General features: G+C 71.7%; 17 protein-coding genes. 13 read left to right on the top strand and 4 right to left on the bottom strand.

Annotation, left to right across the window (positions count from 1 at the left end; all coding sequences use genetic code 11):
• Positions 1-10: 10 nt before the first annotated feature.
• From AB0O36_RS07890 to nuoN, 13 genes are read left to right on the top strand one after another with little or no spacing between them, the layout of a single operon-like run.
• Complete coding sequence (locus tag AB0O36_RS07890) at positions 11-565, top strand: NADH-quinone oxidoreductase subunit B family protein (protein ID WP_365105674.1); 555 nt, start codon at positions 11-13, stop codon at positions 563-565.
• The gene (locus tag AB0O36_RS07885) at positions 562-1,296 is read left to right on the top strand and encodes an NADH-quinone oxidoreductase subunit C (protein WP_365105672.1); all 735 of its coding nucleotides are present in this window, start codon (positions 562-564) and stop codon (positions 1,294-1,296) included. Before AB0O36_RS07890 ends, AB0O36_RS07885 begins: the two co-directional genes overlap by 4 nt.
• Positions 1,296-2,636 carry an NADH-quinone oxidoreductase subunit D gene (locus AB0O36_RS07880; protein WP_365105669.1) on the top strand — a complete coding sequence of 447 codons (1,341 nt, stop codon included), beginning with the start codon at positions 1,296-1,298 and terminating at the stop codon, positions 2,634-2,636. The genes AB0O36_RS07885 and AB0O36_RS07880 overlap by 1 nt, the downstream gene beginning before the upstream one ends.
• Positions 2,633-3,370, top strand: a complete 738-nt coding sequence (gene nuoE, locus AB0O36_RS07875) for an NADH-quinone oxidoreductase subunit NuoE (RefSeq protein ID WP_365105666.1) — start codon at positions 2,633-2,635, stop codon at positions 3,368-3,370. Before AB0O36_RS07880 ends, nuoE begins: the two co-directional genes overlap by 4 nt.
• Positions 3,370-4,746: an NADH-quinone oxidoreductase subunit NuoF gene (nuoF, locus tag AB0O36_RS07870; RefSeq protein WP_365105663.1), complete on the top strand. Its 1,377-nt coding sequence runs from the start codon at positions 3,370-3,372 to the stop codon at positions 4,744-4,746. The genes nuoE and nuoF overlap by 1 nt, the downstream gene beginning before the upstream one ends.
• Complete coding sequence (locus AB0O36_RS07865; protein ID WP_365105660.1) at positions 4,743-7,214, top strand: NADH-quinone oxidoreductase subunit G; 2,472 nt, start codon at positions 4,743-4,745, stop codon at positions 7,212-7,214. The genes nuoF and AB0O36_RS07865 overlap by 4 nt, the downstream gene beginning before the upstream one ends.
• Entirely contained in the window at positions 7,211-8,575 is a 1,365-nt protein-coding gene (gene nuoH / locus AB0O36_RS07860) for an NADH-quinone oxidoreductase subunit NuoH (protein WP_365105657.1), read from the top strand. Before AB0O36_RS07865 ends, nuoH begins: the two co-directional genes overlap by 4 nt.
• A complete protein-coding gene (nuoI, locus tag AB0O36_RS07855) occupies positions 8,568-9,152 on the top strand; it encodes an NADH-quinone oxidoreductase subunit NuoI (protein WP_365105654.1) in 585 nt (194 codons plus the stop codon). Before nuoH ends, nuoI begins: the two co-directional genes overlap by 8 nt.
• Complete coding sequence (locus tag AB0O36_RS07850; RefSeq protein WP_365105652.1) at positions 9,149-9,961, top strand: NADH-quinone oxidoreductase subunit J; 813 nt, start codon at positions 9,149-9,151, stop codon at positions 9,959-9,961. The genes nuoI and AB0O36_RS07850 overlap by 4 nt, the downstream gene beginning before the upstream one ends.
• Positions 9,958-10,257, top strand: coding sequence for an NADH-quinone oxidoreductase subunit NuoK (gene nuoK / locus AB0O36_RS07845; protein ID WP_365105649.1), 300 nt, complete (start codon positions 9,958-9,960; stop codon positions 10,255-10,257). The genes AB0O36_RS07850 and nuoK overlap by 4 nt, the downstream gene beginning before the upstream one ends.
• Before the next feature lie 12 nt (positions 10,258-10,269).
• The gene (gene nuoL / locus AB0O36_RS07840) at positions 10,270-12,165 is read left to right on the top strand and encodes an NADH-quinone oxidoreductase subunit L (protein ID WP_365105646.1); all 1,896 of its coding nucleotides are present in this window, start codon (positions 10,270-10,272) and stop codon (positions 12,163-12,165) included.
• A gap of 1 nt (position 12,166) precedes the next feature.
• Complete coding sequence (locus tag AB0O36_RS07835; RefSeq protein ID WP_365105643.1) at positions 12,167-13,738, top strand: NADH-quinone oxidoreductase subunit M; 1,572 nt, start codon at positions 12,167-12,169, stop codon at positions 13,736-13,738.
• Positions 13,735-15,360 (top strand): NADH-quinone oxidoreductase subunit NuoN, encoded by a 1,626-nt coding sequence (nuoN, locus tag AB0O36_RS07830; RefSeq protein WP_365105640.1) that lies wholly within the window; start codon positions 13,735-13,737, stop codon positions 15,358-15,360. The genes AB0O36_RS07835 and nuoN overlap by 4 nt, the downstream gene beginning before the upstream one ends.
• A 75-nt stretch (positions 15,361-15,435) precedes the next feature.
• Here nuoN and AB0O36_RS07825 read toward each other — a convergent pair whose 3' ends face one another.
• The 4 genes from AB0O36_RS07825 to AB0O36_RS07810 all read right to left on the bottom strand — a co-directional run bounded on the left by AB0O36_RS07825 (position 15,436) and on the right by AB0O36_RS07810 (position 20,425).
• The gene (locus AB0O36_RS07825; RefSeq protein ID WP_365105637.1) at positions 15,436-15,984 is read right to left on the bottom strand and encodes a hypothetical protein; all 549 of its coding nucleotides are present in this window, start codon (positions 15,982-15,984) and stop codon (positions 15,436-15,438) included.
• 11 nt (positions 15,985-15,995) lie between these two features.
• On the bottom strand, positions 15,996-16,640 hold the full coding sequence (locus tag AB0O36_RS07820; RefSeq protein WP_365105634.1) for a hypothetical protein: 645 nt from the start codon (positions 16,638-16,640) through the stop codon (positions 15,996-15,998).
• Positions 16,641-16,816: 176 nt separating this feature from the next.
• Positions 16,817-19,564 carry a fumarate reductase/succinate dehydrogenase flavoprotein subunit gene (locus AB0O36_RS07815; RefSeq protein WP_365105631.1) on the bottom strand — a complete coding sequence of 916 codons (2,748 nt, stop codon included), beginning with the start codon at positions 19,562-19,564 and terminating at the stop codon, positions 16,817-16,819.
• Between the two features lie 81 nt (positions 19,565-19,645).
• Positions 19,646-20,425 (bottom strand): ABC transporter ATP-binding protein, encoded by a 780-nt coding sequence (locus AB0O36_RS07810; RefSeq protein ID WP_365105628.1) that lies wholly within the window; start codon positions 20,423-20,425, stop codon positions 19,646-19,648.
• Between the last annotated feature and the right edge of the window lie 368 nt (positions 20,426-20,793).

The following is a 20,793-nucleotide window of genomic DNA, read 5'->3' as shown; positions in this document are numbered from 1 at the left end:
TGAATTTTCCATGGGACTGGAAGAGAAGCTGCCGAGCGGCTTCCTGCTGACCACCGTCGAACAGGCCGCGGGCTGGGTGCGCAAGGCGTCCGTCTTCCCCGCCACCTTCGGCCTGGCGTGCTGCGCCATCGAGATGATGACGACCGGGGCGGGCCGCTACGACCTGGCCCGGTTCGGCATGGAGGTCTTCCGCGGCTCGCCGCGCCAGGCCGACCTGATGATCGTGGCCGGCCGGGTCAGCCAGAAGATGGCGCCGGTGCTGCGCCAGGTGTACGACCAGATGCCCGCTCCCAAGTGGGTCATCTCCATGGGCGTGTGCGCCTCCTCGGGCGGGATGTTCAACAACTACGCGATCGTCCAGGGCGTCGACCACATCGTCCCGGTGGACATCTACCTGCCCGGCTGCCCGCCCCGGCCCGAGATGCTGATGGACGCGATCCTCAAGCTCCACCAGAAGATCCAGACCTCCAAGCTCGGCGTGAACCGGGAAGAGGCGGCCCGTGAGGCGGAGGAGGCGGCCCTCAAGGCACTCCCCACCATCGAGATGAAGGGGCTGCTCCGGTGAGCGAGACCCGCGAACCCAATCCCGAGAAGGACCTCAGCGCCCAGAACCTGCCGGGCCAGCGCGGGGACCACGGTGAGGAGATCCGCGTCCAGCGCGGCATGTTCGGCGCCCGCAACGGCGGCGACACCTCCGGATACGGCGGCCTCGTCCGCTCCGTGCGGATGCCCGGCCCCTCCACGCGGCCGTACGGCTCCTACTTCGACGAGGTCGCCGACGAACTCGAAGGAGCCCTGGAGGAACAGGACCTGGTCCCCGCCAACGCGATCGAGAAGACGGTCGTCGACCGCGGCGAGGTCACCTTCCACATCGCCCGCGAGCACCTGGCACGCGTCGCCCGCACCCTGCGCGACGACCCCGCCCTGCGCTTCGAGCTCTGTACGGGGGTCTCCGGCGTCCACTACCCCGAGGACAAGGGCCGCGAGCTGCACGCCGTCTACCACCTGCGCTCGCTCACCCACGGCCGGCTGATCCGGCTGGAGGTCGCGGTGCCGGACGCCGACCCGCACCTCCCGTCGCTCGTCCCCGTGTACCCGACCAACGACTGGCACGAGCGCGAGGCGTACGACTTCTTCGGCCTGGTCTTCGACGGGCACCCGGCCCTCACCCGGATCATGATGCCGGACGACTGGCAGGGCTTCCCGCAGCGCAAGGACTACCCGCTCGGCGGCATTCCCGTCGAGTACAAGGGCGCCCAGATCCCGGCTCCCGACCAGCGGAGGTCGTACAGCTGATGTCCCACACCCCGAACCACGCGGAAGCAACGGCCGAAGGCCGGGAGACCACCGAGGGCACCGTCTACACGGTGACCGGCGGTGACTGGGACGAGATCGCCCGGTCCGCGGCCAAGGCGGACGACGAGCGCATCGTCGTCAACATGGGTCCGCAGCACCCGTCCACCCATGGAGTGCTCCGCCTGATCCTGGAGATCGACGGCGAGACGGTCACCGAGGCCCGCTGCGGAATCGGTTACCTGCACACCGGAATCGAGAAGAACCTCGAATTCCGCAACTGGACGCAGGGCACCACCTTCGTCACGCGCATGGACTACCTGACGCCCTTCTTCAACGAGGCGGCGTACTGCCTGGCCGTGGAGAAGCTGCTCGGCATCACCGACCAGATCCCCGACCGGGCCTCGGTCATCCGCGTGCTGCTGATGGAGCTCAACCGGATCTCCTCCCACCTGGTGTGCATCGCCACCGGCGGCATGGAGCTGGGCGCCACCACGATCATGATCTACGGCTTCCGCGACCGCGAGCTGATCCTCGACGTCTTCGAGCTGATCACCGGCCTGCGCATGAACCACGCGTTCATCCGGCCCGGCGGACTGGCGCAGGACCTGCCCCCGGGCGCCATGGACCGGCTCCGCGACTTCGTGAAGACCTTCAAGAAGAACCTGCCGGAGTACGACAAGCTCGCCACCGGCAACCCGATCTTCAAGGCCCGCATGCAGGACGTCGGCTACCTCGACCTGGCCGGCTGCATGGCGCTGGGCGCGACCGGGCCGATCCTGCGCTCCGCCGGACTCCCGCACGACCTGCGCAAGTCCGACCCGTACTGCGGCTACGAGGACTACGAGTTCGACGTGCCGACCACCGAGACCTGCGACTCCTACGGGCGCTTCCTGATCCGCCTGGAGGAGATGCGGCAGTCGCTGCGGATCGTCGAGCAGTGCCTGGACCGGCTGGAGCCCGGCCCGGTCATGGTCGCCGACAAGAAGATCGCCTGGCCGGCCCAGCTCGCCCTCGGCCCCGACGGCCTCGGCAACTCGCTCGACCACATCAAGAACATCATGGGCACCTCCATGGAGGCCCTCATCCACCACTTCAAGCTGGTGACCGAGGGCTTCCGGGTCCCGCCCGGCCAGGTGTACACGGCCGTCGAGTCCCCCAAGGGCGAGCTCGGCGTCCACGCGGTCTCCGACGGCGGCACCCGCCCCTACCGGGTCCACTTCCGCGACCCGTCCTTCACCAACCTGCAGGCCATGGCCGCGATGTGCGAGGGCGGCCAGGTCGCCGACGTCATCGTCGCCGTCGCCTCCATCGACCCCGTGATGGGAGGTGTCGACCGATGACAGACGTTTCGCTCGGCATGCCGCAGCTCCCGGCCCCGGACTTCCCGGCGGACGTACGCGCCCGGCTCGAAGCGGATGCGCAGGAGGTCGTGGCCCGCTACCCCGGCAGCCGGTCCGCCCTGCTGCCGCTGCTGCACCTGGTGCAGTCGGAGGAGGGCTTCGTCTCCCGCACCGGCATCCGGTTCTGCGCCGAGGTGCTGGGCCTGACCACCGCCGAGGTCACCGCGGTCGCCACCTTCTACACGATGTACCGGCGCAAGCCGTCCGGCGAGTACCAGGTCGGCGTCTGCACCAACACCCTGTGCGCGGTCATGGGCGGCGACGCCATCTTCGAGGAGCTCAAGGAGCACCTCGGCGTCGGCAACGACGAGACGACCGGGGACGGCAAGGTCACCCTCGAACACATCGAGTGCAACGCGGCCTGCGACTTCGCGCCCGTGGTGATGGTCAACTGGGAGTTCTTTGACAACCAGACCCCCGAGTCCGCGAAGGCCCTGGTCGACGACCTGCGCGCGGGCCGCCCGGTCGAACCGACCCGGGGCGCCCCCCTGTGCACGTACAAGGAGACCGCCCGGATCCTGGCCGGCTTCCCCGACGAGCGCGAGGGCGCGGTCGAGGCGACCGGCGGGGCGGGCCCCGCCTCCCTGGTCGGCCTGCGGATCGCCCGCGGCCACACCCCGCACGCGCCGATCGTGCACCCGCGCGGCGAAGCCAAGGCCGAGGGAGGGGAGTGATGAGCGTGTCGGCCAAGGAAAGTCATGGAGGCACCTCCCAGCCGGAGGCCGGGGGAGGGACCTCGCCGGAGAAGCTCCTCGCCCCGGTGCTCTCGGCGTTCTGGGACGAGCCCGAGTCGTGGACGCTGGAGACCTACCGGCGGCACGAGGGCTACCAGGGACTGCGCAAGGCACTGGCGATGACCCCCGACGAGGTCATCGCGTACGTGAAGGACTCGGGTCTGCGCGGCCGCGGCGGCGCAGGCTTCCCCACCGGCATGAAGTGGCAGTTCATCCCGCAGGGCGACGGCAAGCCGCACTACCTCGTGGTCAACGCCGACGAATCCGAGCCCGGGACCTGCAAGGACATCCCCCTCCTCTTCGCCAACCCGCACTCCCTCATCGAGGGAATGGTCATCGCCTGCTACGCGATCCGCTCCGAGCACGCCTTCATCTACCTGCGCGGCGAGGTCGTCCCCGTCCTGCGCAGGCTGCACGAAGCCGTGCGCGAGGCGTACGCCGCCGGCTACCTGGGAGAAAACGTCCTGGGCAGCGGTCTCAACCTCGAACTCACCGTGCACGCCGGCGCCGGCGCGTACATCTGCGGCGAGGAGACCGCCCTCCTCGACTCCCTCGAAGGCCGGCGCGGACAGCCCCGGCTGCGTCCCCCCTTCCCCGCGGTGGAGGGCCTCTACGCCTGCCCCACCGTGGTGAACAACGTCGAGTCGATCGCCTCGGTTCCCGCGATCCTGAACCGGGGCAAGGACTGGTTCAAGGCGATGGGCACGGAGAAGTCCCCGGGCTTCACCCTGTACTCGCTCTCCGGGCACGTCGCCAACCCCGGCCAGTTCGAGGCCCCGCTCGGCATCACCCTGCGCCAGCTGCTCGACATGAGCGGCGGCATGCGGCCCGGCCACCGGCTGAAGTTCTGGACCCCGGGCGGCTCCTCCACCCCGATGTTCACCGACGAGCACCTCGACGTCCCGCTGGACTACGAGGGCGTCGGAGCGGCCGGCTCGATGCTCGGCACCAAGGCCCTGCAGTGCTTCGACGAGACCACCTGCGTGGTGCGGGCCGTGACCCGGTGGACCGAGTTCTACGCCCACGAGTCCTGCGGCAAGTGCACGCCCTGCCGCGAAGGCACCTACTGGCTGGTCCAGTTGCTGCGCGATATCGAGGCCGGCAACGGCGTGATGTCCGACCTCGACAAGCTGAACGACATCGCGGACAACATCAACGGCAAGTCGTTCTGCGCACTCGGCGACGGCGCGGCCAGCCCGATCTTCTCCTCGCTGAAGTACTTCCGCGAGGAGTACGAGCAGCACATCACGGGCAAGGGCTGCCCCTTCGACCCCAAGAAGTCGACCCTGTGGGCCGACACGGAGGTGACCGCATGACCGCCCCGGCAGAGGACCTGGTCTCCGTGACCATCGACGGGGTCGAGCTGTCCGTCCCCAAGGGGACCCTCGTCATCCGGGCCGCCGAGCAGATCGGCGTCGAGATCCCGCGCTTCTGCGACCACCCGCTCCTCGACCCGGTCGGCGCCTGCCGCCAGTGCATGGTCGAGGTCGAGGGCCAGCGCAAGCCGATGGCCTCCTGCACGATCACCTGCACCGACGGCATGGTGGTCCGCACCCAGCTGACCTCGCCGGCCGCGGACAAGGCGCAGCGCGGCGTGATGGAGCTGCTGCTGATCAACCACCCGCTGGACTGCCCGGTCTGCGACAAGGGCGGCGAGTGCCCGCTGCAGAACCAGGCCCTGTCGCACGGCAACTCCGAGTCCCGCTTCGAGGGGAAGAAGCGGACCTACGAGAAGCCCGTACCGATCTCCACGCAGGTGCTGCTGGACCGGGAGCGGTGCGTGCTGTGCGCGCGCTGCACCCGCTTCTCCAACCAGGTGGCCGGCGACCCGATGATCGAGCTGGTGGAGCGCGGTGCGCTGCAGCAGGTCGGCACCGGCGAGGGCGACCCGTTCGAGTCGTACTTCTCCGGCAACACCATCCAGATCTGCCCGGTCGGCGCGCTCACCTCGGCCGCCTACCGGTTCCGGTCCCGCCCCTTCGACCTGGTGTCCTCGCCGAGCGTGTGCGAGCACTGCGCGGGCGGCTGCGCCACCCGTACCGACCACCGGCGCGGCAAGGTGATGCGCCGGCTCGCGCAGAACGACCCCGAGGTCAACGAGGAGTGGATCTGCGACAAGGGCCGGTTCGCCTTCCGGTACGCGCAGCGGCCGGACCGGCTGACCACCCCGCTGGTCCGGGACGCGGCCACGGGCGCCCTGGTGGAGGCGAGCTGGCCGGAGGCGCTGGCCGCGGCGGCCCGCGGACTCGCGGCGGCGCGCGGCCGGACGGGCGTCCTCACCGGAGGCCGGCTCACCGTCGAGGACGCGTACGCCTACGCCAAGTTCGCCCGGGTGGTGCTGGACACCAACGACATCGACTTCCGGGCCCGGGTGCACAGTGCCGAGGAGGCCGACTTCCTGGCCGCACAGGTCGCGGGCACCGGGGTCGGGCTGTCCGGCGAGGGGGTCACGCACGCTTCGCTGGAGGCGGCCCCGGCGGTGCTCCTGGCCGGCATCGAGTCCGAGGAGGAGGCGCCCGGCGTCTTCCTGCGGCTGCGCAAGGCGCACCGCAAGCGCAAGCAGCGGACCTTCGCGCTGGCGCCGTTCGAGACCCGCGGCCTGACCAAGGCCGGCGGCACCCTGCTGGCCGCCGCTCCCGGCACCGAACCGGAGTGGCTGGACGCGCTGGCCTCCCGCACCGGGCTGGAGGAGGGCGGCCACGAGGCCGCCGAGGCCCTGCGGCAGCCCGGTGCCGTCATCGTCGTGGGAGAGCGCCTGGCGGGCGTGCCCGGGGCGCTGACCGCCGCCGTACGGGCGGCCGGCGCGACCGGGGCCCACCTGGTGTGGATCCCGCGGCGGGCCGGCGAGCGGGCCGCGATCGAGGCGGGTGCGCTGCCCTCGCTGCTGCCGGGGGCCCGGCCTGCCACCGACCCGCGGGCCCGCGAGGAGGTCGCGCGGGTCTGGGGCCTGGACGAGCTGCCGCACCGGTACGGCCGCGACACCGGCCAGATCGTGGAGGCCGCCGCCACCGGAGAGCTCGGCGCCCTGCTGGTCGGCGGTGTCGAACCGGCGGACCTGCCGGACCCGGCGCGCGCCCGGCAGGCGCTGGCCGAGGCCTTCGTGGTCTCGCTGGAGCTGCGGCCGGGCGAGGTCACCGAACACGCCGACGTGGTGTTCCCGGTCGCCGCGGTGGCCGAGAAGAGCGGCGCGTTCGTGAACTGGGAGGGCCGGATCCGCCCGTTCGAGGCGGCGCTGAAGCCCGACCAGATGACCCGGCGGCTCGCCCCCGCCGACTCCCGGGTGCTGCACATGCTGGCCGACGAGGCCGGCCGGCCGCTGGGCCTGCCGGACGTCCACGCGCTGCGCCGGGAGTACGACCGGCTCGGCCCGTGGACCGGCGGGCGGGCCGGCGCACAGCCGGCCGGCACCGAGCCGCTGCCCCGCCCCGGCGCGGGCGAGGCGGTCCTGGCCGGACACCGGCTGCTGCTCGACCGGGGGCTGCTGCAGCAGGGCGACGACGCCCTGGCCGGCACCCGGCACGAGGCGAGCGCCCGGCTGTCGGCGGCCACCGCCGCCGAGACCGGCGTCAAGGACGGTGACGTCCTGGCGGTGACCGGCCCGGCCGGCACCGTCGCACTCCCGCTGCGGGTCACCGAGATGCCGGACCGGGTGGTCTGGCTCCCGCTGAATTCGCGCGGAGGCGGGGTCCTCGCGGACCTGGGCACCCGCCCGGGCACCCTCGTCCGGATCGGCGCGGCCGGTCCGGCCCCGTCCGGCGACACCACTGCGGAGGTGGGCGCGTGAACGCGGTAGTACTCGCCGCCGAGGACCTTTCGCTCTTCGGCCGCGACCCCTGGTGGCTGGTCGTCATCAAGGCGGTGTTCTGCTTCGCCTTCCTGATGGTCACCGTGCTGTTCTCGATCGTGTGGGAGCGCAAGGTGGTGGCCTGGATGCAGCTGCGCATCGGGCCCAACCGGCACGGCCCCTGGGGCATGCTCCAGTCCCTCGCCGACGGCATCAAGCTGATGCTGAAGGAAGACATCATCGTCAAGCGGGCCGACAAGGTCGTCTACGTGCTGGCCCCGATCATCGCGGCGATCCCGGCCTTCATGGCCATCGCGGTGATCCCCTTCGGGCCGGCCGACGACCAGGTCTCCATCTTCGGCCAGCGCACCTCGATGCAGCTCACCGACCTGCCGATCGCGATGCTGTACGTCCTCGCGGTCGCCTCCGTCGGCATCTACGGCATCGTCCTGGCGGGCTGGTCCTCCGGCTCGACCTACCCGCTGCTCGGCGGCCTGCGCTCCTGCGCGCAGATGATCTCGTACGAGATCGCGATGGGTGCGGCCTTCGCCTCGGTGTTCCTCTACTCGGGATCGATGTCGACCTCGGCGATCGTCGAGGCGCAGCAGGACCGCTGGTTCATCGTCCTGCTGCCGGTGTCCTTCATCATCTACGTCGTCACGATGGTCGGCGAGACGAACCGGGCCCCGTTCGACATGCCGGAGTCCGAGGGCGACCTGGTCGGCGGCTTCAACACCGAGTACTCGTCGATCAAGTTCGCGATGTTCATGCTGGCGGAGTACGTCAACATGGTCACCGTCTCGGCGGTCTCGGTCACCCTCTTCCTCGGCGGCTGGCGCGCCCCCTGGCCGATCAGCACCTTCTGGGAGGGCGCCAACCACGGCTGGTGGCCGCTCCTGTGGTTCGTCGTCAAGGTGCAGCTGCTGCTCTTCTTCTTCATCTGGCTGCGCGGCACCCTGCCCCGGGTCCGCTACGACCAGCTGATGAAGCTCGGCTGGAAGGTCCTCATCCCCGTCTCCGTGGTCTGGCTGATGCTCGTCGCCACCGTCCGCGCCCTGCGCAACGAGGCGTACGACTTCGGCGAGATCGTCCTGTACGTCGGCGGGGGCGTGTTCGCGGTCCTGCTGCTCTCCCTGGTCGTGGACGTGTTCCGGGACCGGAAGGCGAAGGCGCAGGCGGTCGCCGCTCCCCGGGCGGAGGAGCCCTTCGACCCGATGGCGGGCGGGTTCCCGGTGCCGCCGAAGCCCGGCCAGCGGCCGGAGTCCGTGCCGCGCAGGCGGCCCCGCGGGGAGCGGGAGCTGATTGTCAGTGGCGGGTCGAATACTGACAGTGACCGAGAGGAGGGTGCTGAGAATGTCTGACGAGAAGTGGCAGAACCCGGTGGCCGGCTTCGGCGTGACCTTCAAGGCCATGTTCAAGAAGCGGCTCACCGAGCAGTACCCGGAGCAGCCGAAGACCACCGCACCGCGCTTCCACGGGCGGCACCAGCTCAACCGCCACCCGGACGGGCTGGAGAAGTGCGTGGGCTGCGAGCTGTGCGCCTGGGCCTGTCCCGCCGACGCGATCTACGTGGAGGGCGCGGACAACACGGAGGAGGAGCGCTACTCCCCGGGCGAGCGGTACGGGCGGGTCTACCAGATCAACTACGCCCGCTGCATCCTGTGCGGGCTCTGCGTGGAGGCCTGTCCGACCCGGGCGCTCACCATGACCAACGAGTTCGAACTGGCCGACGCCAGCCGCGAGTCGCTGATCTACACCAAGGAGCAGCTGCTGGCCGGGCTGACCGAGGGCATGGTCGAGGCGCCGCACGCCATGTACCCGGGGACGGACGAGGGGGACTACTACCGCGGCCTGGTGACGGGCGCCGCCCCCGGCACCGAGCGCCAGGACGCCGCCTCGAAGGACCAGGACCCCGCGGACGAGGAGGTCGGGGCATGAGCGCGCTCGCCGAAGCGGCCTCCACCGGCGAGGCCGTCCAGTTCTGGGTGCTCGGCACGGTCGCCGTGATCGGCGCGCTGTGCACGATCCTGATGAAGAAGGCCGTGCACAGCGCGCTGTGCCTGGCCGGGACGATGATCATCCTCGCGGTGTTCTACCTGGCCAACGGGGCCTACTTCCTCGGCGTGGTCCAGGTGATCGTCTACACCGGCGCGATCATGATGCTCTTCCTCTTCGTGGTCATGCTGGTCGGTGTCACCGCCGCGGACTCCCTCAAGGAGACCATCAAGGGCCAGCGCTGGCTGGCCCTGCTGTGCGGACTCGGCTTCGGCATCCTGCTGGTCGCCGGCATCGGCCACGCCGGGCTCACCGATTTCAACGGGCTCGGCCGGGTCAACTCGGCGGGCCACGTGGAGGGCCTGGCCGAGCTCATCTTCACCAAGTACGTGTTCGCCTTCGAGATCACCGGCGCACTGCTGATCACCGCCGCGGTCGGCGCGATGGTGCTGACCCACCGCGAGCGCACCGAACGGCCCGCGACCCAGCGGGAGATGGCCGAGCGCCGCGTGCGCGAAGGGGTCCAGGTCCCGCCGCTGCCCGCGCCCGGCGTGTACGCCCGGCACAACGCGGTCGACGTACCCGGCCTGCTGCCGGACGGCACCCCGTCCGAGCTGACGGTCAGCAAGACGCTGCAGGACCGGGGCCAGGTGCGGGACGTCTCCGCCCGGGCGCTGGAGGACCTCAAGGCACTGGAGCAGCGCGCGGCCGAGCGCCTCGGGCGCGATGCGCACGAGGAGGCCGCCAAGTGAATCCGGTCAACTACCTGTACCTGTCGGCGCTGCTGTTCACCATCGGCGCGACCGGCGTGCTGATCCGGCGGAACGCGATCGTGCTGTTCATGTGCATCGAGCTGATGCTCAACGCCTGCAACCTCGCGTTCGTCACCTTCTCCCGGATGCACGGCAACCTCGACGGCCAGGTCATCGCGTTCTTCACGATGGTCGTCGCCGCCGCGGAGGTCGTGGTCGGTCTGGCGATCATCGTGTCGCTGTTCCGTACCCGTCATTCGGCCTCGGTCGACGACGCCAGCCTGATGAAGCTGTAAGGGGCGCACACCGTGGAGAATCTGATTGCGCTGCTCGTGGCGGCGCCCCTGCTCGGGGCGGTGCTGCTGCTGTGCGGCGGCCGGCGCCTCGACGCCGTCGGGCACTGGCTCGGCACCCTGCTCGCCGCCGCCTCCTTCGGCATCGGCGTGGCCCTGTTCGCCGACATGCTGGGGCGCGACGCGGACGACCGCGCCATGCACCAGTTCCTGTACAGCTGGATCCCGGTCGGCAGCTTCCAGGCGGACGTCGCCTTCCAGCTGGACCAGCTGTCCATGACCTTCGTCCTGCTGATCACGGGCGTGGGCACGCTCATCCACCTGTACTCGGTCGGGTACATGGAGCACGACGAGCGCCGCCGCCGCTTCTTCGGCTATCTGAACCTGTTCCTCGCGGCGATGCTGCTGCTGGTCCTCGCCGACAACTACCTGCTGCTGTACGTCGGCTGGGAGGGCGTGGGCCTCGCCTCGTACCTGCTCATCGGCTTCTGGCAGCACAAGCCCAGCGCGGCGACCGCGGCCAAGAAGGCCTTCCTGGTCAACCGGGTCGGCGACATGGGCCTGTCCATCGCGATCATGCTGATGTTCACCACCTTCGGGACCTTCGCCTTCGGGCCGGTGCTGGACTCGGCGGGCGAGGCGTCCGAGGGCAAGCTGACCGCGATCGCGCTGATGCTGCTGCTGGCCGCCTGCGGCAAGTCGGCCCAGGTGCCGCTGCAGTCCTGGCTCGGTGACGCGATGGAGGGCCCGACCCCGGTCTCGGCCCTGATCCACGCGGCGACCATGGTCACCGCCGGCGTCTACCTGATCGTCCGGTCCGGCGCCATCTTCAACGGCTCGCCGGACGCGCAGCTGGTCGTCACGATCGTCGGTGCGGTCACGCTGCTCTTCGGTGCGATCGTCGGTTGCGCGAAGGACGACATCAAGAAGGCGCTGGCCGGTTCGACGATGTCGCAGATCGGCTACATGGTGCTGGCCGCCGGCCTCGGCCCGATCGGCTACGCCTTCGCGATCATGCACCTGGTGACCCACGGCTTCTTCAAGGCTGGGCTCTTCCTCGGCGCCGGCTCCGTCATGCACGGCATGAACGACGAGGTCGACATGCGCAAGTACGGCGGCCTGCGGAAGTACATGCCGGTCACCTTCGTGACCTTCGGGCTGGGCTACCTGGCCATCATCGGCTTCCCGGGCCTGTCCGGCTTCTGGTCCAAGGACAAGATCATCGAGGCGGCCTTCGCCAAGGGCGGCACCGAGGGCTGGATCCTCGGCGGGGTGGCCCTGCTGGGCGCGGCCGTCACCGCGTTCTACATGACCCGCGTCATGCTGATGACCTTCTTCGGTGAGAAGCGCTGGCAGTCCGACGAACACGGCCACCAGCCGCACCCGCACGAGTCCCCGAAGAGCATGACCCTGCCGATGGTCGTGCTGGCCTTCGGCTCGGTGTTCGCCGGCGCCCTGTTCAGCTTCCACGACTCCTTCGTGACCTGGCTGGAGCCGGTCACCTCCTTCGAGCACGGCCACCCGCCGATCGGCGCCGCGGCCATCACCGGCCTCACCGTGGTCGCCCTGATCATCGGCGTGGGCCTGGCGTACGCGCAGTACGGCCGCAAGCCCGTCCCGGTCACCGCCCCCCGCGGCAGCTGGGCCACCCGGGCGGCCCGCAAGGACCTGTACCAGGACGACTTCAACCACGTCGTGCTGGTGCGCGGCGGCGAGCACCTGACCCGCTCGCTCGTGTACGTCGACCACAGCCTGGTCGACGGGGTGGTCAACGGCACGGCCGCCTCCGTCGGCGGGCTCTCGGGCCGGCTGCGCAAGCTGCAGAACGGCTACGCCCGCTCGTACGCGGTGTCGATGTTCGGGGGGACGGCGGTCCTCATCGCCGCGACCCTGCTGATGAGGGCGGTGTGACATGAACTTCCCGCTTCTGACGGTGACGGCGGCGACACCCGCGGTCGGCGCGATCCTCACGGCGGCCGTCCCGGCCGCCCGCCGGACCGCCGCCAAGTGGCTCGCGCTGCTCGTCTCCCTGGCGACGCTGGTGCTGGCCGCGGTCGTCGCGGTCCGGTTCGAGCCGGGCGGCGCCCGCTACCAGCTCACCGAATCCCACCCCTGGATCCCGGACTTCGGGGTCAGCTACGAGCTGGGCGTGGACGGCATCGGGGTGGCGCTGATCGGGCTCACCGCGCTGCTGATGCCCTTCATCATCGCGGCCGGCTGGCACGACGCCGACCCCCTGGAGACCTCCTCCAAGCGGTGGCGTCCCACCCAGGGCTTCTTCGCCCTGATCCTGATGGTCGAGGCGATGGTGATCATCTCCTTCGCCGCCACCGACGTCTTCCTCTTCTACGTCTTCTTCGAAGCCATGCTCATCCCGATGTACTTCCTCATCGGCGGCTTCGGGGACCGGGCCCACTCGGGTTCGGACGAGAACGCGGCCGCCCAGCGCTCGTACGCGGCGGTCAAGTTCCTCCTCTACAACCTGGCCGGTGGCCTGATCATGCTGGCCGCCGTGATCGGGCTGTACGTGGTCGCGGGCAGCTTCTCCCTGACGGAGATTGCCGACCTGCGCGCCGCGGGCAAGCTGGACATGGCCACCAACACCGAGCGGCTGCTGTTCCTCGGCTTCTTCTTCGCCTTCGCGGTGAAGGCCCCGCTGTGGCCGCTGCACACCTGGCTGCCGAACGCGATGGGCGAGTCCACCGCCCCGGTCGCCGTCCTGATCACCGCGGTGGTCGACAAGGTCGGCACCTTCGCGATGCTCCGCTTCTGCCTCGGCCTGTTCCCCGACGCCAGCAAGTGGGCCACCCCGGTGGTCCTGGTCCTCGCCCTGATCAGCATCGTCTACGGGGCGCTGCTCGCGGTCGGACAGCGGGACATCAAGCGGCTGGTCGCCTACGCCTCGATCTCGCACTTCGGCTTCATCATCCTGGGCATCTTCGCGATGACCACCCAGGGCCAGTCCGGCGCCACCCTCTACATGGTCAACCACGGCCTGTCGACGGCGGCGCTGATGCTGGTGGCCGGCTTCCTGATCTCGCGCCGCGGCTCCCGGCTCATCGCCGACTACGGCGGCGTGCAGAAGGTGGCCCCGGTGCTCGCCGGCACCTTCCTGATCGGTGGTCTCGCCACCCTCTCGCTGCCCGGACTCGCCCCGTTCGTCAGTGAGTTCCTGGTCCTGGTCGGCACCTTCGCCCGCTACCCGGCCGTCGGCATCATCGCCACCCTCGGCATCGTGCTGGCGGCTCTCTACACCCTGGTGCTGTACCAGCGCACCATGACCGGGCCGGTGCGCGAGGAGGTCCGGGCCATGCCCGACCTGCGCCTGCGGGAAGTCCTGGTGGTGGCCCCGCTGATCGCGGTGCTGATCTTCCTGGGCGTCTACCCGAAGCCGCTGACCGAGATCGTCAACCCGGCGGTGCAGCACACCATGTCCGACGTGAAGCAGACGGATCCCCGTCCCGAGGTGGAGGCGGCGAAGTGATCACTCTGAGCGCCGACGCGGTGGACCGGATCCCGGCCCCGCACATCGAGTACGCGCAGCTGGCGCCCACGCTGATCGTGGTGGGCGCGGCCATCCTCGGCGTGCTCGTGGAGGCATTCGTACCGCGAAAGTCCCGCTACTACGCGCAGGTGTTCCTCTCGGTGGCCGCGCTCGCCTCGGCCTTCGCGGCCGTGGTGGCACTGGCCGCCGGCGGGTACGGCACGACCAAGGCGCAGGTCGCCGCCATGGGCGCGATCGCCGTGGACGGGCCCGCCCTGTTCCTGCAGGGCACCATCCTGCTGGCCTCGGTCATCGCCGTCTTCACCTTCGCCGAGCGGCGCCTCGACCCGAAGGCGCACGGCAACCGGGTCGACTCCTTCGCCGCGCAGGCGGCCTCCGTTCCGGGCAGCGACAGCGAGAAGGCCGCCGTCAAGGCGGGCTTCACCACCACCGAGGTGTTCCCGCTCGCGCTGTTCGCGATCTCCGGCATGCTGATGTTCCCGGCGGCCAACGACCTGCTGACCCTGTTCATCGCCCTGGAGGTCTTCTCCCTCCCGCTGTACCTGCTCTGCGCCGTCGCCCGCCGCCAGCGGCTGATGTCGCAGGAGGCCGCGGTGAAGTACTTCCTGCTGGGCGCCTTCTCCTCCGCCTTCCTGCTGTTCGGCATCGCCCTGATCTACGGCTACGCGGGCTCCGTCTCGTACGCGCAGATCGCGGACGTCGTGGACGGCACGGTCACCCGGATCGACCCGGCGCTGGCCACCACCATGGGCAACGACGTGCTGCTGCTGATCGGCGGCGCGCTGATCCTGATGGGCCTGCTCTTCAAGGTCGGCGCGGTGCCGTTCCACATGTGGACCCCGGACGTCTACCAGGGCGCCCCCACCCCGGTGACCGGCTTCATGGCCGCGGCGACGAAGGTGGCGGCGTTCGGCGCGCTGCTCCGGCTGCTCTACGTGGTCCTGCCCGGCCTGCGCTGGGACTGGCGGCCGGTCATGTGGGGCGTGGCGATCGTGACCATGCTGGCGGGCGCGGTCATCGCGGTCACCCAGACCGATGTGAAGCGGCTCCTGGCCTACTCCTCGATCGCGCACGCCGGCTTCATCCTGGCCGGTGTGATCGCCACCTCGGAGCAGGGCGTCTCCGCGGTGCTGTTCTACCTGGGCGCGTACTCGTTCGTGACGATCGGCGCGTTCGCGGTGGTCACCCTGGTGCGCGACGCGGGCGGCGAGGCCACCCACCTGTCCAAGTGGGCCGGTCTGGGCCGGCGCTCCCCGCTCACGGCCGCGGTCTTCGCCGTCTTCCTGCTGGCCTTCGCCGGCATCCCGCTGACGTCCGGCTTCAGCGGGAAGTTCGCGGTGTTCAGCGCGGCGGCGGAAGGCGGCGCGGGCGCACTGGTCGTGGTCGGTGTGATCTCCTCGGCGATCGCCGCGTTCTTCTACATCCGGGTGATCGTGCTGATGTTCTTCAGCGAGCCGAAGGCGGACGGCCCGACGGTCGCGGTGCCCTCGCCGCTGACCATGACCACCATCGCGGTGGGCGTGGCGGTGACCCTGGTGCTGGGTGTGGCCCCGCAGTACTTCCTGGACCTGGCGGGATCGGCGAGCACCTTCGTCCGCTGACCGCGGCCGGGGTCCGTACGGCCGGGCCCGGCTCCCCGAACGGGGGAGCCGGGCCCGGCCGCGTGCAGGGGGCCTTCACCGTGCCGGCGAGGCCGCCACGGGGCACGTCACGTTCGGGTTGTGGACGGCGAACTTGCCCCGCGGATTGTTCCTGAACAGCCACACGTGGAGCTCGTAGTGGTGGGGCTGGCCGAAGACATGGCCGGGCATGGGCCCGTCGAAGGGCATGCCGAACAGGTAGGGCCGGTCGTCGGTGGTCTCCAGCGTGCCGTCGCCGTCGTTGACCACCCACTCCGCGGCGACCAGTTCGCGCCCCTTGGGGCCGTCCGCGTAGACCAGGGTGGCGGGCGTGTTCGGGTCGACCGAGCCGACGTACTTCGGATTGACGTAGTGGTAGCCGATGCCGCCGGACTTCGGGTCGGAGGCACACTCGTCCGTGCGGATCCAGCCGTCCTTGATCGCCAGGGCCTCGTTTGCGTACTTCGCCGTGGACTTCGCGGCCGCCGAGAGCTCTCGCGCCTCGCGCACCGGGTCCGGGTCTGCGGTCGCCCGCGCCGGGGCGGGCAGGAGGGTCAGGGCCGCGGTGACCGCGGCCAGCACGGGTGCGAGGGTGCGCACGGACATTCCACTGGCTCCTACGGGTGCTGATGTGCGGGGGTGGGGTTGGAAGTGGAGGTGGAGGCGGAGGCGGGGGTCGAAGGCGTGGCGCCGGGGCAGGTGACGGAGGGGTTCCAGTTGTGGAACCGGCCGGCGGGGTTCTTCTTGTAGGCCCACATGTGCAGGTCGTAGTGCCTGGGCATGCCCTCCCAGTGGCCCGGCATGGGCCCGTCGAAGGGCAGGCCGAACATGGACGGGCGGTCCTCGGTGGTCGTCAGGTCCTGGTCCTTGTCGGAGACCATCCACTCCACGGCGTACAGCCGGTGCTTGCCGTTCTTGTCCGTCTCCGGGCTGTAGACCAGCGCGGTCGGCTTGCTCGGGTCGGTCGAGCCCCAGTAGGCGTCCCTGACGTAGTGGTAGCCCATCGCACCGGGGCCGAACGGGTTGAGCAGGCACTTGCCGTGGCGGACGTAGCCGTCCTTGAGTGCCTGGTCCTCGTCCACGTACTTGGCGGTGACCGCGAGGGCCGTGGCCATGTCGCGGATCGCCTGCGCGTCGAGCGGGTCGGGGGCGGGACCGTCCACGGCCTGCGCGGTGGTGACCAGGCCGGGGGAGAGGGCCGGGGCGAGGGACAGGGCCACGGCCGCGGCGGCGAGGGCCACGGTGCGGGCGGTCACGAGCATGGCGGGGCCTCCTGCGCGGCGGGGACTTCCGGCTGTCCGAGCAGCATGCGCAAGGGTGGCGCCACCCCGCCACGCGAACGGTCCGTCCGGATGACCCCGCCCGCCCGGCCCGAGGGCACCCGCGCCTTCGGCGGAGGTGCCCGGGAGGTGCCGGGTGAGGTTGCCCGACCGTGCCGTCAGCGGGCGCCGCGGGCCGCGTAGGCGCGGACGTCCGCGTCGGGGTCGGCGGTGGCGGTGGCGAGGGCCGCGCGGGCGGAGGCGTCGGAGGGGTGCTTCAGGAGGGCCAGCACGGCGGCCTTGCGGACATCGGCGTTCGGGTCGGCCAGCGCCTTCGCCAGGGCCGGGACGGCGGGCCCGGCCGCCGCCGCGGACAGGGCCGCCGCGGCCCCCGCCCGCACCTGCCAGGCCGGGTCGCCGAGCACCGCGCCCACCACCCGTTCGGCGTAGCCGGCGGGGCAGCCGGTCGTGGCCAGTGCCGCCAGCGCCGCGCCCCGGACCAGCGGGTCGGCGTCCTCCAGCAGCGGTTCCAGCGGTTCCGGCGCGGGCGTGCGCACCGCCGCGAGGCCCTTGGCGACCGCGACCCGTACCTCCCGGGCCGGGTCGGCGGCGGCCGTGCCGAGCGCCTCGACGGCGTCCACGGAGACCAGGGCGCGGACCGCCTGGATCCGGACGCCCGCCTCGGGGTCGGTGAGCGAACGGGCGTACAGGCCGGCGTCCCCCAGCCGGAGCACGCGCAGCGCTTCGAGCGCCGCCGTACGGACGGCCGGGTCGGCGACGTCCAGTGCCGCCCGCAGCCCGGCGCCGAACTCTGCTTCGCCCGGGAGCACTTCGAGCAGCTCGCGCAGGGAGGAGGCGGCGGCCGAGCGGACCTGTGGCGCCGCGTCGGCGAGCCGCTCCGCGAGCGCCGGCCCCGCCCCGGCCGGCAGGGTCTCGGCGAGCGTGGTCACGGCCGCGGCCCGCACCGCCGGGTCCGGGTCGGTGAGGTAGGGCCGCAGTGCGGCCAGATCGGGCTGCTCCTCGCCGAGCGCGAGCAGCAGCAGGAGCCGCCCCGACCCGGCGCCGGGACCGGTCGTTCCGGTCGCCCCGGCGCCGGCCGTCCCCGCCGTGGCCGTCCCCGTCGTCGTGGCCGCCCCGGCCGCCGCTGGCACCGCGTCGCGCGGACCCGCCGTCGCCACCGGCACGAGGCCGACTTCGCCGAGGTGCCGTTCCGGGCCGCCCGGCGGGCTGAACTCCGGGACCGGGACGACGTACGGCTCCACCGGCCGCGCGGTGAACTCCATCGCCCCGGAAGCCGACTTGCGCAGGTCCAGGTGGTGCAGCCAGCCCGAGTCGTCGCGCTCGGGGTGGTCCAGCCGCTGGTGGTACAGCCCCCACCGGGACTCCGTACGGGCCAGCGAGGACCGCGCCGCCATCTCCGCGCAGTCGCGGATGAAGGACACCTCCGCGCAGCGCATCAGCTCGTGCGGGGTCCGGGCGCCCATCCCCGCGATCTCCCGCTCCATCCGGTCGAACGCCTCCACCGCCAGGGACAGCTTCGCGCCCGTCTTCGGGGGCGCCACGTAGTCGTTCACGAAGCGGCGCAGCTTGTACTCCACCTGCGGCTGCGGCGGCCCGTCCGGGTTCCGCAGCGGCCGGTAGACCAGCTCGTGGGCCGCCGCCAGCTGGTCCGCGGGCAGCGGGCCCTCGTACGCCTCGTACTGCGCCGCGTCCTCACCGGCCAGATCGCCGAAGACGAACGCGCCGATCATGTAGTTGTGCGGTACGCAGGCCAGGTCCCCGGCGGCGTAGAGCCGCGGGACGGTGGTGCGGGCGTGCGCGTCCACCCGTACCCCGGAGGCGGAGTGGCCGCCGCACAGCCCGATCTCCGAGATGTGCATCTCGATGTCGTGGGTGCGGTAGTCGTGGCCGCGGTTCTCGTGGAAGGTGCCGCGGGTCGGCCGCTCCGTGGAGTGCAGGATCGATTCGACGGCGCCGATGGTCTCCTCGGGGAGATGGCTGAGCTTGAGGTAGACCGGGCCGCGGTCGGAGGCGAGTTCGGCCGCGAACTCGGCCATCATCCGGCCCGACCAGTAGTCGGACTCGACGAACCGCTCGCCGTGCCGGTTGACCTGGTAGCCGCCGAAGGGGTTGGCGACGTACGCGCAGGCCGGGCCGTTGTAGTCCTTGATCAGCGGGTTGATCTGGAAGCACTCGATGCCGGTGAGCGCGGCCCCCGCGTGATAGGCCATGGCGTAGCCGTCACCGGCGTTGGTCGGGTTCTCGTACGTGCCGTAGAGGTAGCCGGACGCGGGCAGGCCGAGCCGTCCGCAGGCGCCGGTCGCCAGGATCACCGCCCCCGCCCGTACGGTCACGAACTCCCCCGTGCGGGTGTTGAACCCGGCCGCGCCGATCGCCTCACCCGTCTCCGGGTGGGTCAGCACGCGCACCGGCATCACCCGGTTCTCGATGCGGATGCGCTCGCGCATCTCGCGTCGCCGCAGCTGCCGGTAGAGCACCTTCTTGACGTCCTTGCCCTCCGGCATGGGCAGCACGTACGAACCGGACCGGTGCACCTGGCGCACCGCGTACTCGCCGTGCTCGTCCTTCTCGAACTTCACCCCGTACGACTCCAGCCGGCGGACCATCCCGAAGCCGCGGGTGGCGGTCTGCCGGACGGTGGACTGGTCGACGATGCCGTCGTTGGCGCGGGTGATCTCGGCGACGTAGTCGTCGGGTTCGGCGCGGCCGGGGACGACGGCGTTGTTCACCCCGTCCATGCCCATGGCGAGCGCACCGGAGTGCCGGACGTGGGCCTTCTCCAGCAGCAGGACGTCCGCCCCGCGGCCGGCGGCGGTGAGCGCGGCCATGGTTCCGGCGGTGCCGCCCCCGATGACGAGGACGTCGCAGGAGAGTTCGGTCGCGTCGGCGAGGGCGGGGATCTGCACGGGGGTGCCTTTCGGTGCGGGTGCGGGTGCGGGTGCGGGTGCGGGCGGGGCGGCGGGTCGCGCGTCGTGTGGACGGGGGTGTCAGAGGGAGTCGAGGATCCGGGCGCGCAGGGCGGCGGTGTCCGGGGAGCGGTGCGCGGCCCGGTCGCGCGGGCCGGGCACGGCGAGTACCCGGCCGGTGCCGAGCAGCGCGATCCGGTCGCCGAGGAACAGGGCCTCGTCCACGTCATGGGTGACGAAGACGACGGTCGCGCCGGTGCCGTGCAGGATCTCCACCAGGAGGTCCTGCATCTCGGCGCGGGTCTGTGCGTCGAGCGCGCCGAACGGCTCGTCCATCAGCACGGCGCGGGGGCGCGCGGCGAGGGCGCGGGCCAGCTGGACGCGCTGCCGCTGGCCGCCGGAGAGCTGGTGCGGCAGTTTGCCGGCGTGCCCGGCGAGGCCGACCCGGTCCAGCCAGTCCGCCGCCGTGCGACGCCGCTCGGCGCGCGGGATCCGGCGGATCGCGAGGGGGAGTTCGACGTTGGCCCGTACGGTCCGCCAGGGCAGCAGGGCGTCCTCCTGGAAGACCAGCGCGCGGTCCGCGCCGGGCCGGGTGACGGGGGCGCCGTCCTGGGTGACCTCGCCGGCCAGGGGCGGCAGCAGTCCGGCGAGGGTGCGCAGCAGGGTGGATTTGCCGCAGCCGGACGGGCCCACGACGGCCAGCAGTTCGCCGGGGGCGATCCGCAGGTCGACGGTGTCGAGGACCGGCGCGGCGGGGGAGTGGCCCAGCCGTACGCCGTCCAGCGCGAGTGCGGCTCCGGCGGATGTGCCGGGGGAGCGGGCGGGGGCGGGGCCGGTGTCGGTCACCGTGACGGTGCTCATGGACGGCTCCTTCCTGGTTTCGGCGTGTGGGGGCGGGGCGGTGCGGTGCGGTGCGGTGCTCGGGTGGCAGGGGCCGGTGGCGGGGCGGGCCGGCCGCGGGGCGGTGCCGGGCGCACGGATTCCCGCTGCGCGGGGGGATTTCCCCTACCCGCCCCTCCCCGCTCCCCGGGGCTCCGCCCCGGACCCCGCCGCAGCGCGGGGGCCGCCCGCCGGGGTGTCGCCGTCGGCCTCCGGCCGGCCGGGGGCGGCCTCGGCGGCCGGTCGGGCAGTGGCTCCGCCGGCTTCCGCCGCAGGCGCAGCAGCCGCCGCCGCAACAGCGGTAGCCGCAGCCCCCGCCGCGGCGCCGGTGCCGTCCACCGGGTCCTCGC

This window comes from Streptomyces sp. NPDC089799, from assembly GCF_040684755.1.
In the GTDB taxonomy this organism is placed as follows: Bacteria; Actinomycetota; Actinomycetes; order Streptomycetales; family Streptomycetaceae; genus Streptomyces.
This window is presented reverse-complemented; position numbering and strand designations above follow the sequence as displayed.

Coding starts and splice junctions, on each gene's coding strand:
- AB0O36_RS07890 (WP_365105674.1), top strand. CDS start 11: ATGGGACTGGAAGAGAAGCTGCCGAGCGGCTTCCTGCTGACCACCGTC.
- AB0O36_RS07880 (WP_365105669.1), top strand. CDS start 1,296: ATGTCCCACACCCCGAACCACGCGGAAGCAACGGCCGAAGGCCGGGAG.
- nuoE (WP_365105666.1), top strand. CDS start 2,633: ATGACAGACGTTTCGCTCGGCATGCCGCAGCTCCCGGCCCCGGACTTC.
- nuoF (WP_365105663.1), top strand. CDS start 3,370: ATGAGCGTGTCGGCCAAGGAAAGTCATGGAGGCACCTCCCAGCCGGAG.
- AB0O36_RS07865 (WP_365105660.1), top strand. CDS start 4,743: ATGACCGCCCCGGCAGAGGACCTGGTCTCCGTGACCATCGACGGGGTC.
- nuoI (WP_365105654.1), top strand. CDS start 8,568: ATGTCTGACGAGAAGTGGCAGAACCCGGTGGCCGGCTTCGGCGTGACC.
- AB0O36_RS07850 (WP_365105652.1), top strand. CDS start 9,149: ATGAGCGCGCTCGCCGAAGCGGCCTCCACCGGCGAGGCCGTCCAGTTC.
- AB0O36_RS07835 (WP_365105643.1), top strand. CDS start 12,167: ATGAACTTCCCGCTTCTGACGGTGACGGCGGCGACACCCGCGGTCGGC.
- AB0O36_RS07825 (WP_365105637.1), bottom strand. CDS start 15,984: ATGTCCGTGCGCACCCTCGCACCCGTGCTGGCCGCGGTCACCGCGGCC.
- AB0O36_RS07820 (WP_365105634.1), bottom strand. CDS start 16,640: ATGCTCGTGACCGCCCGCACCGTGGCCCTCGCCGCCGCGGCCGTGGCC.
- AB0O36_RS07810 (WP_365105628.1), bottom strand. CDS start 20,425: ATGAGCACCGTCACGGTGACCGACACCGGCCCCGCCCCCGCCCGCTCC.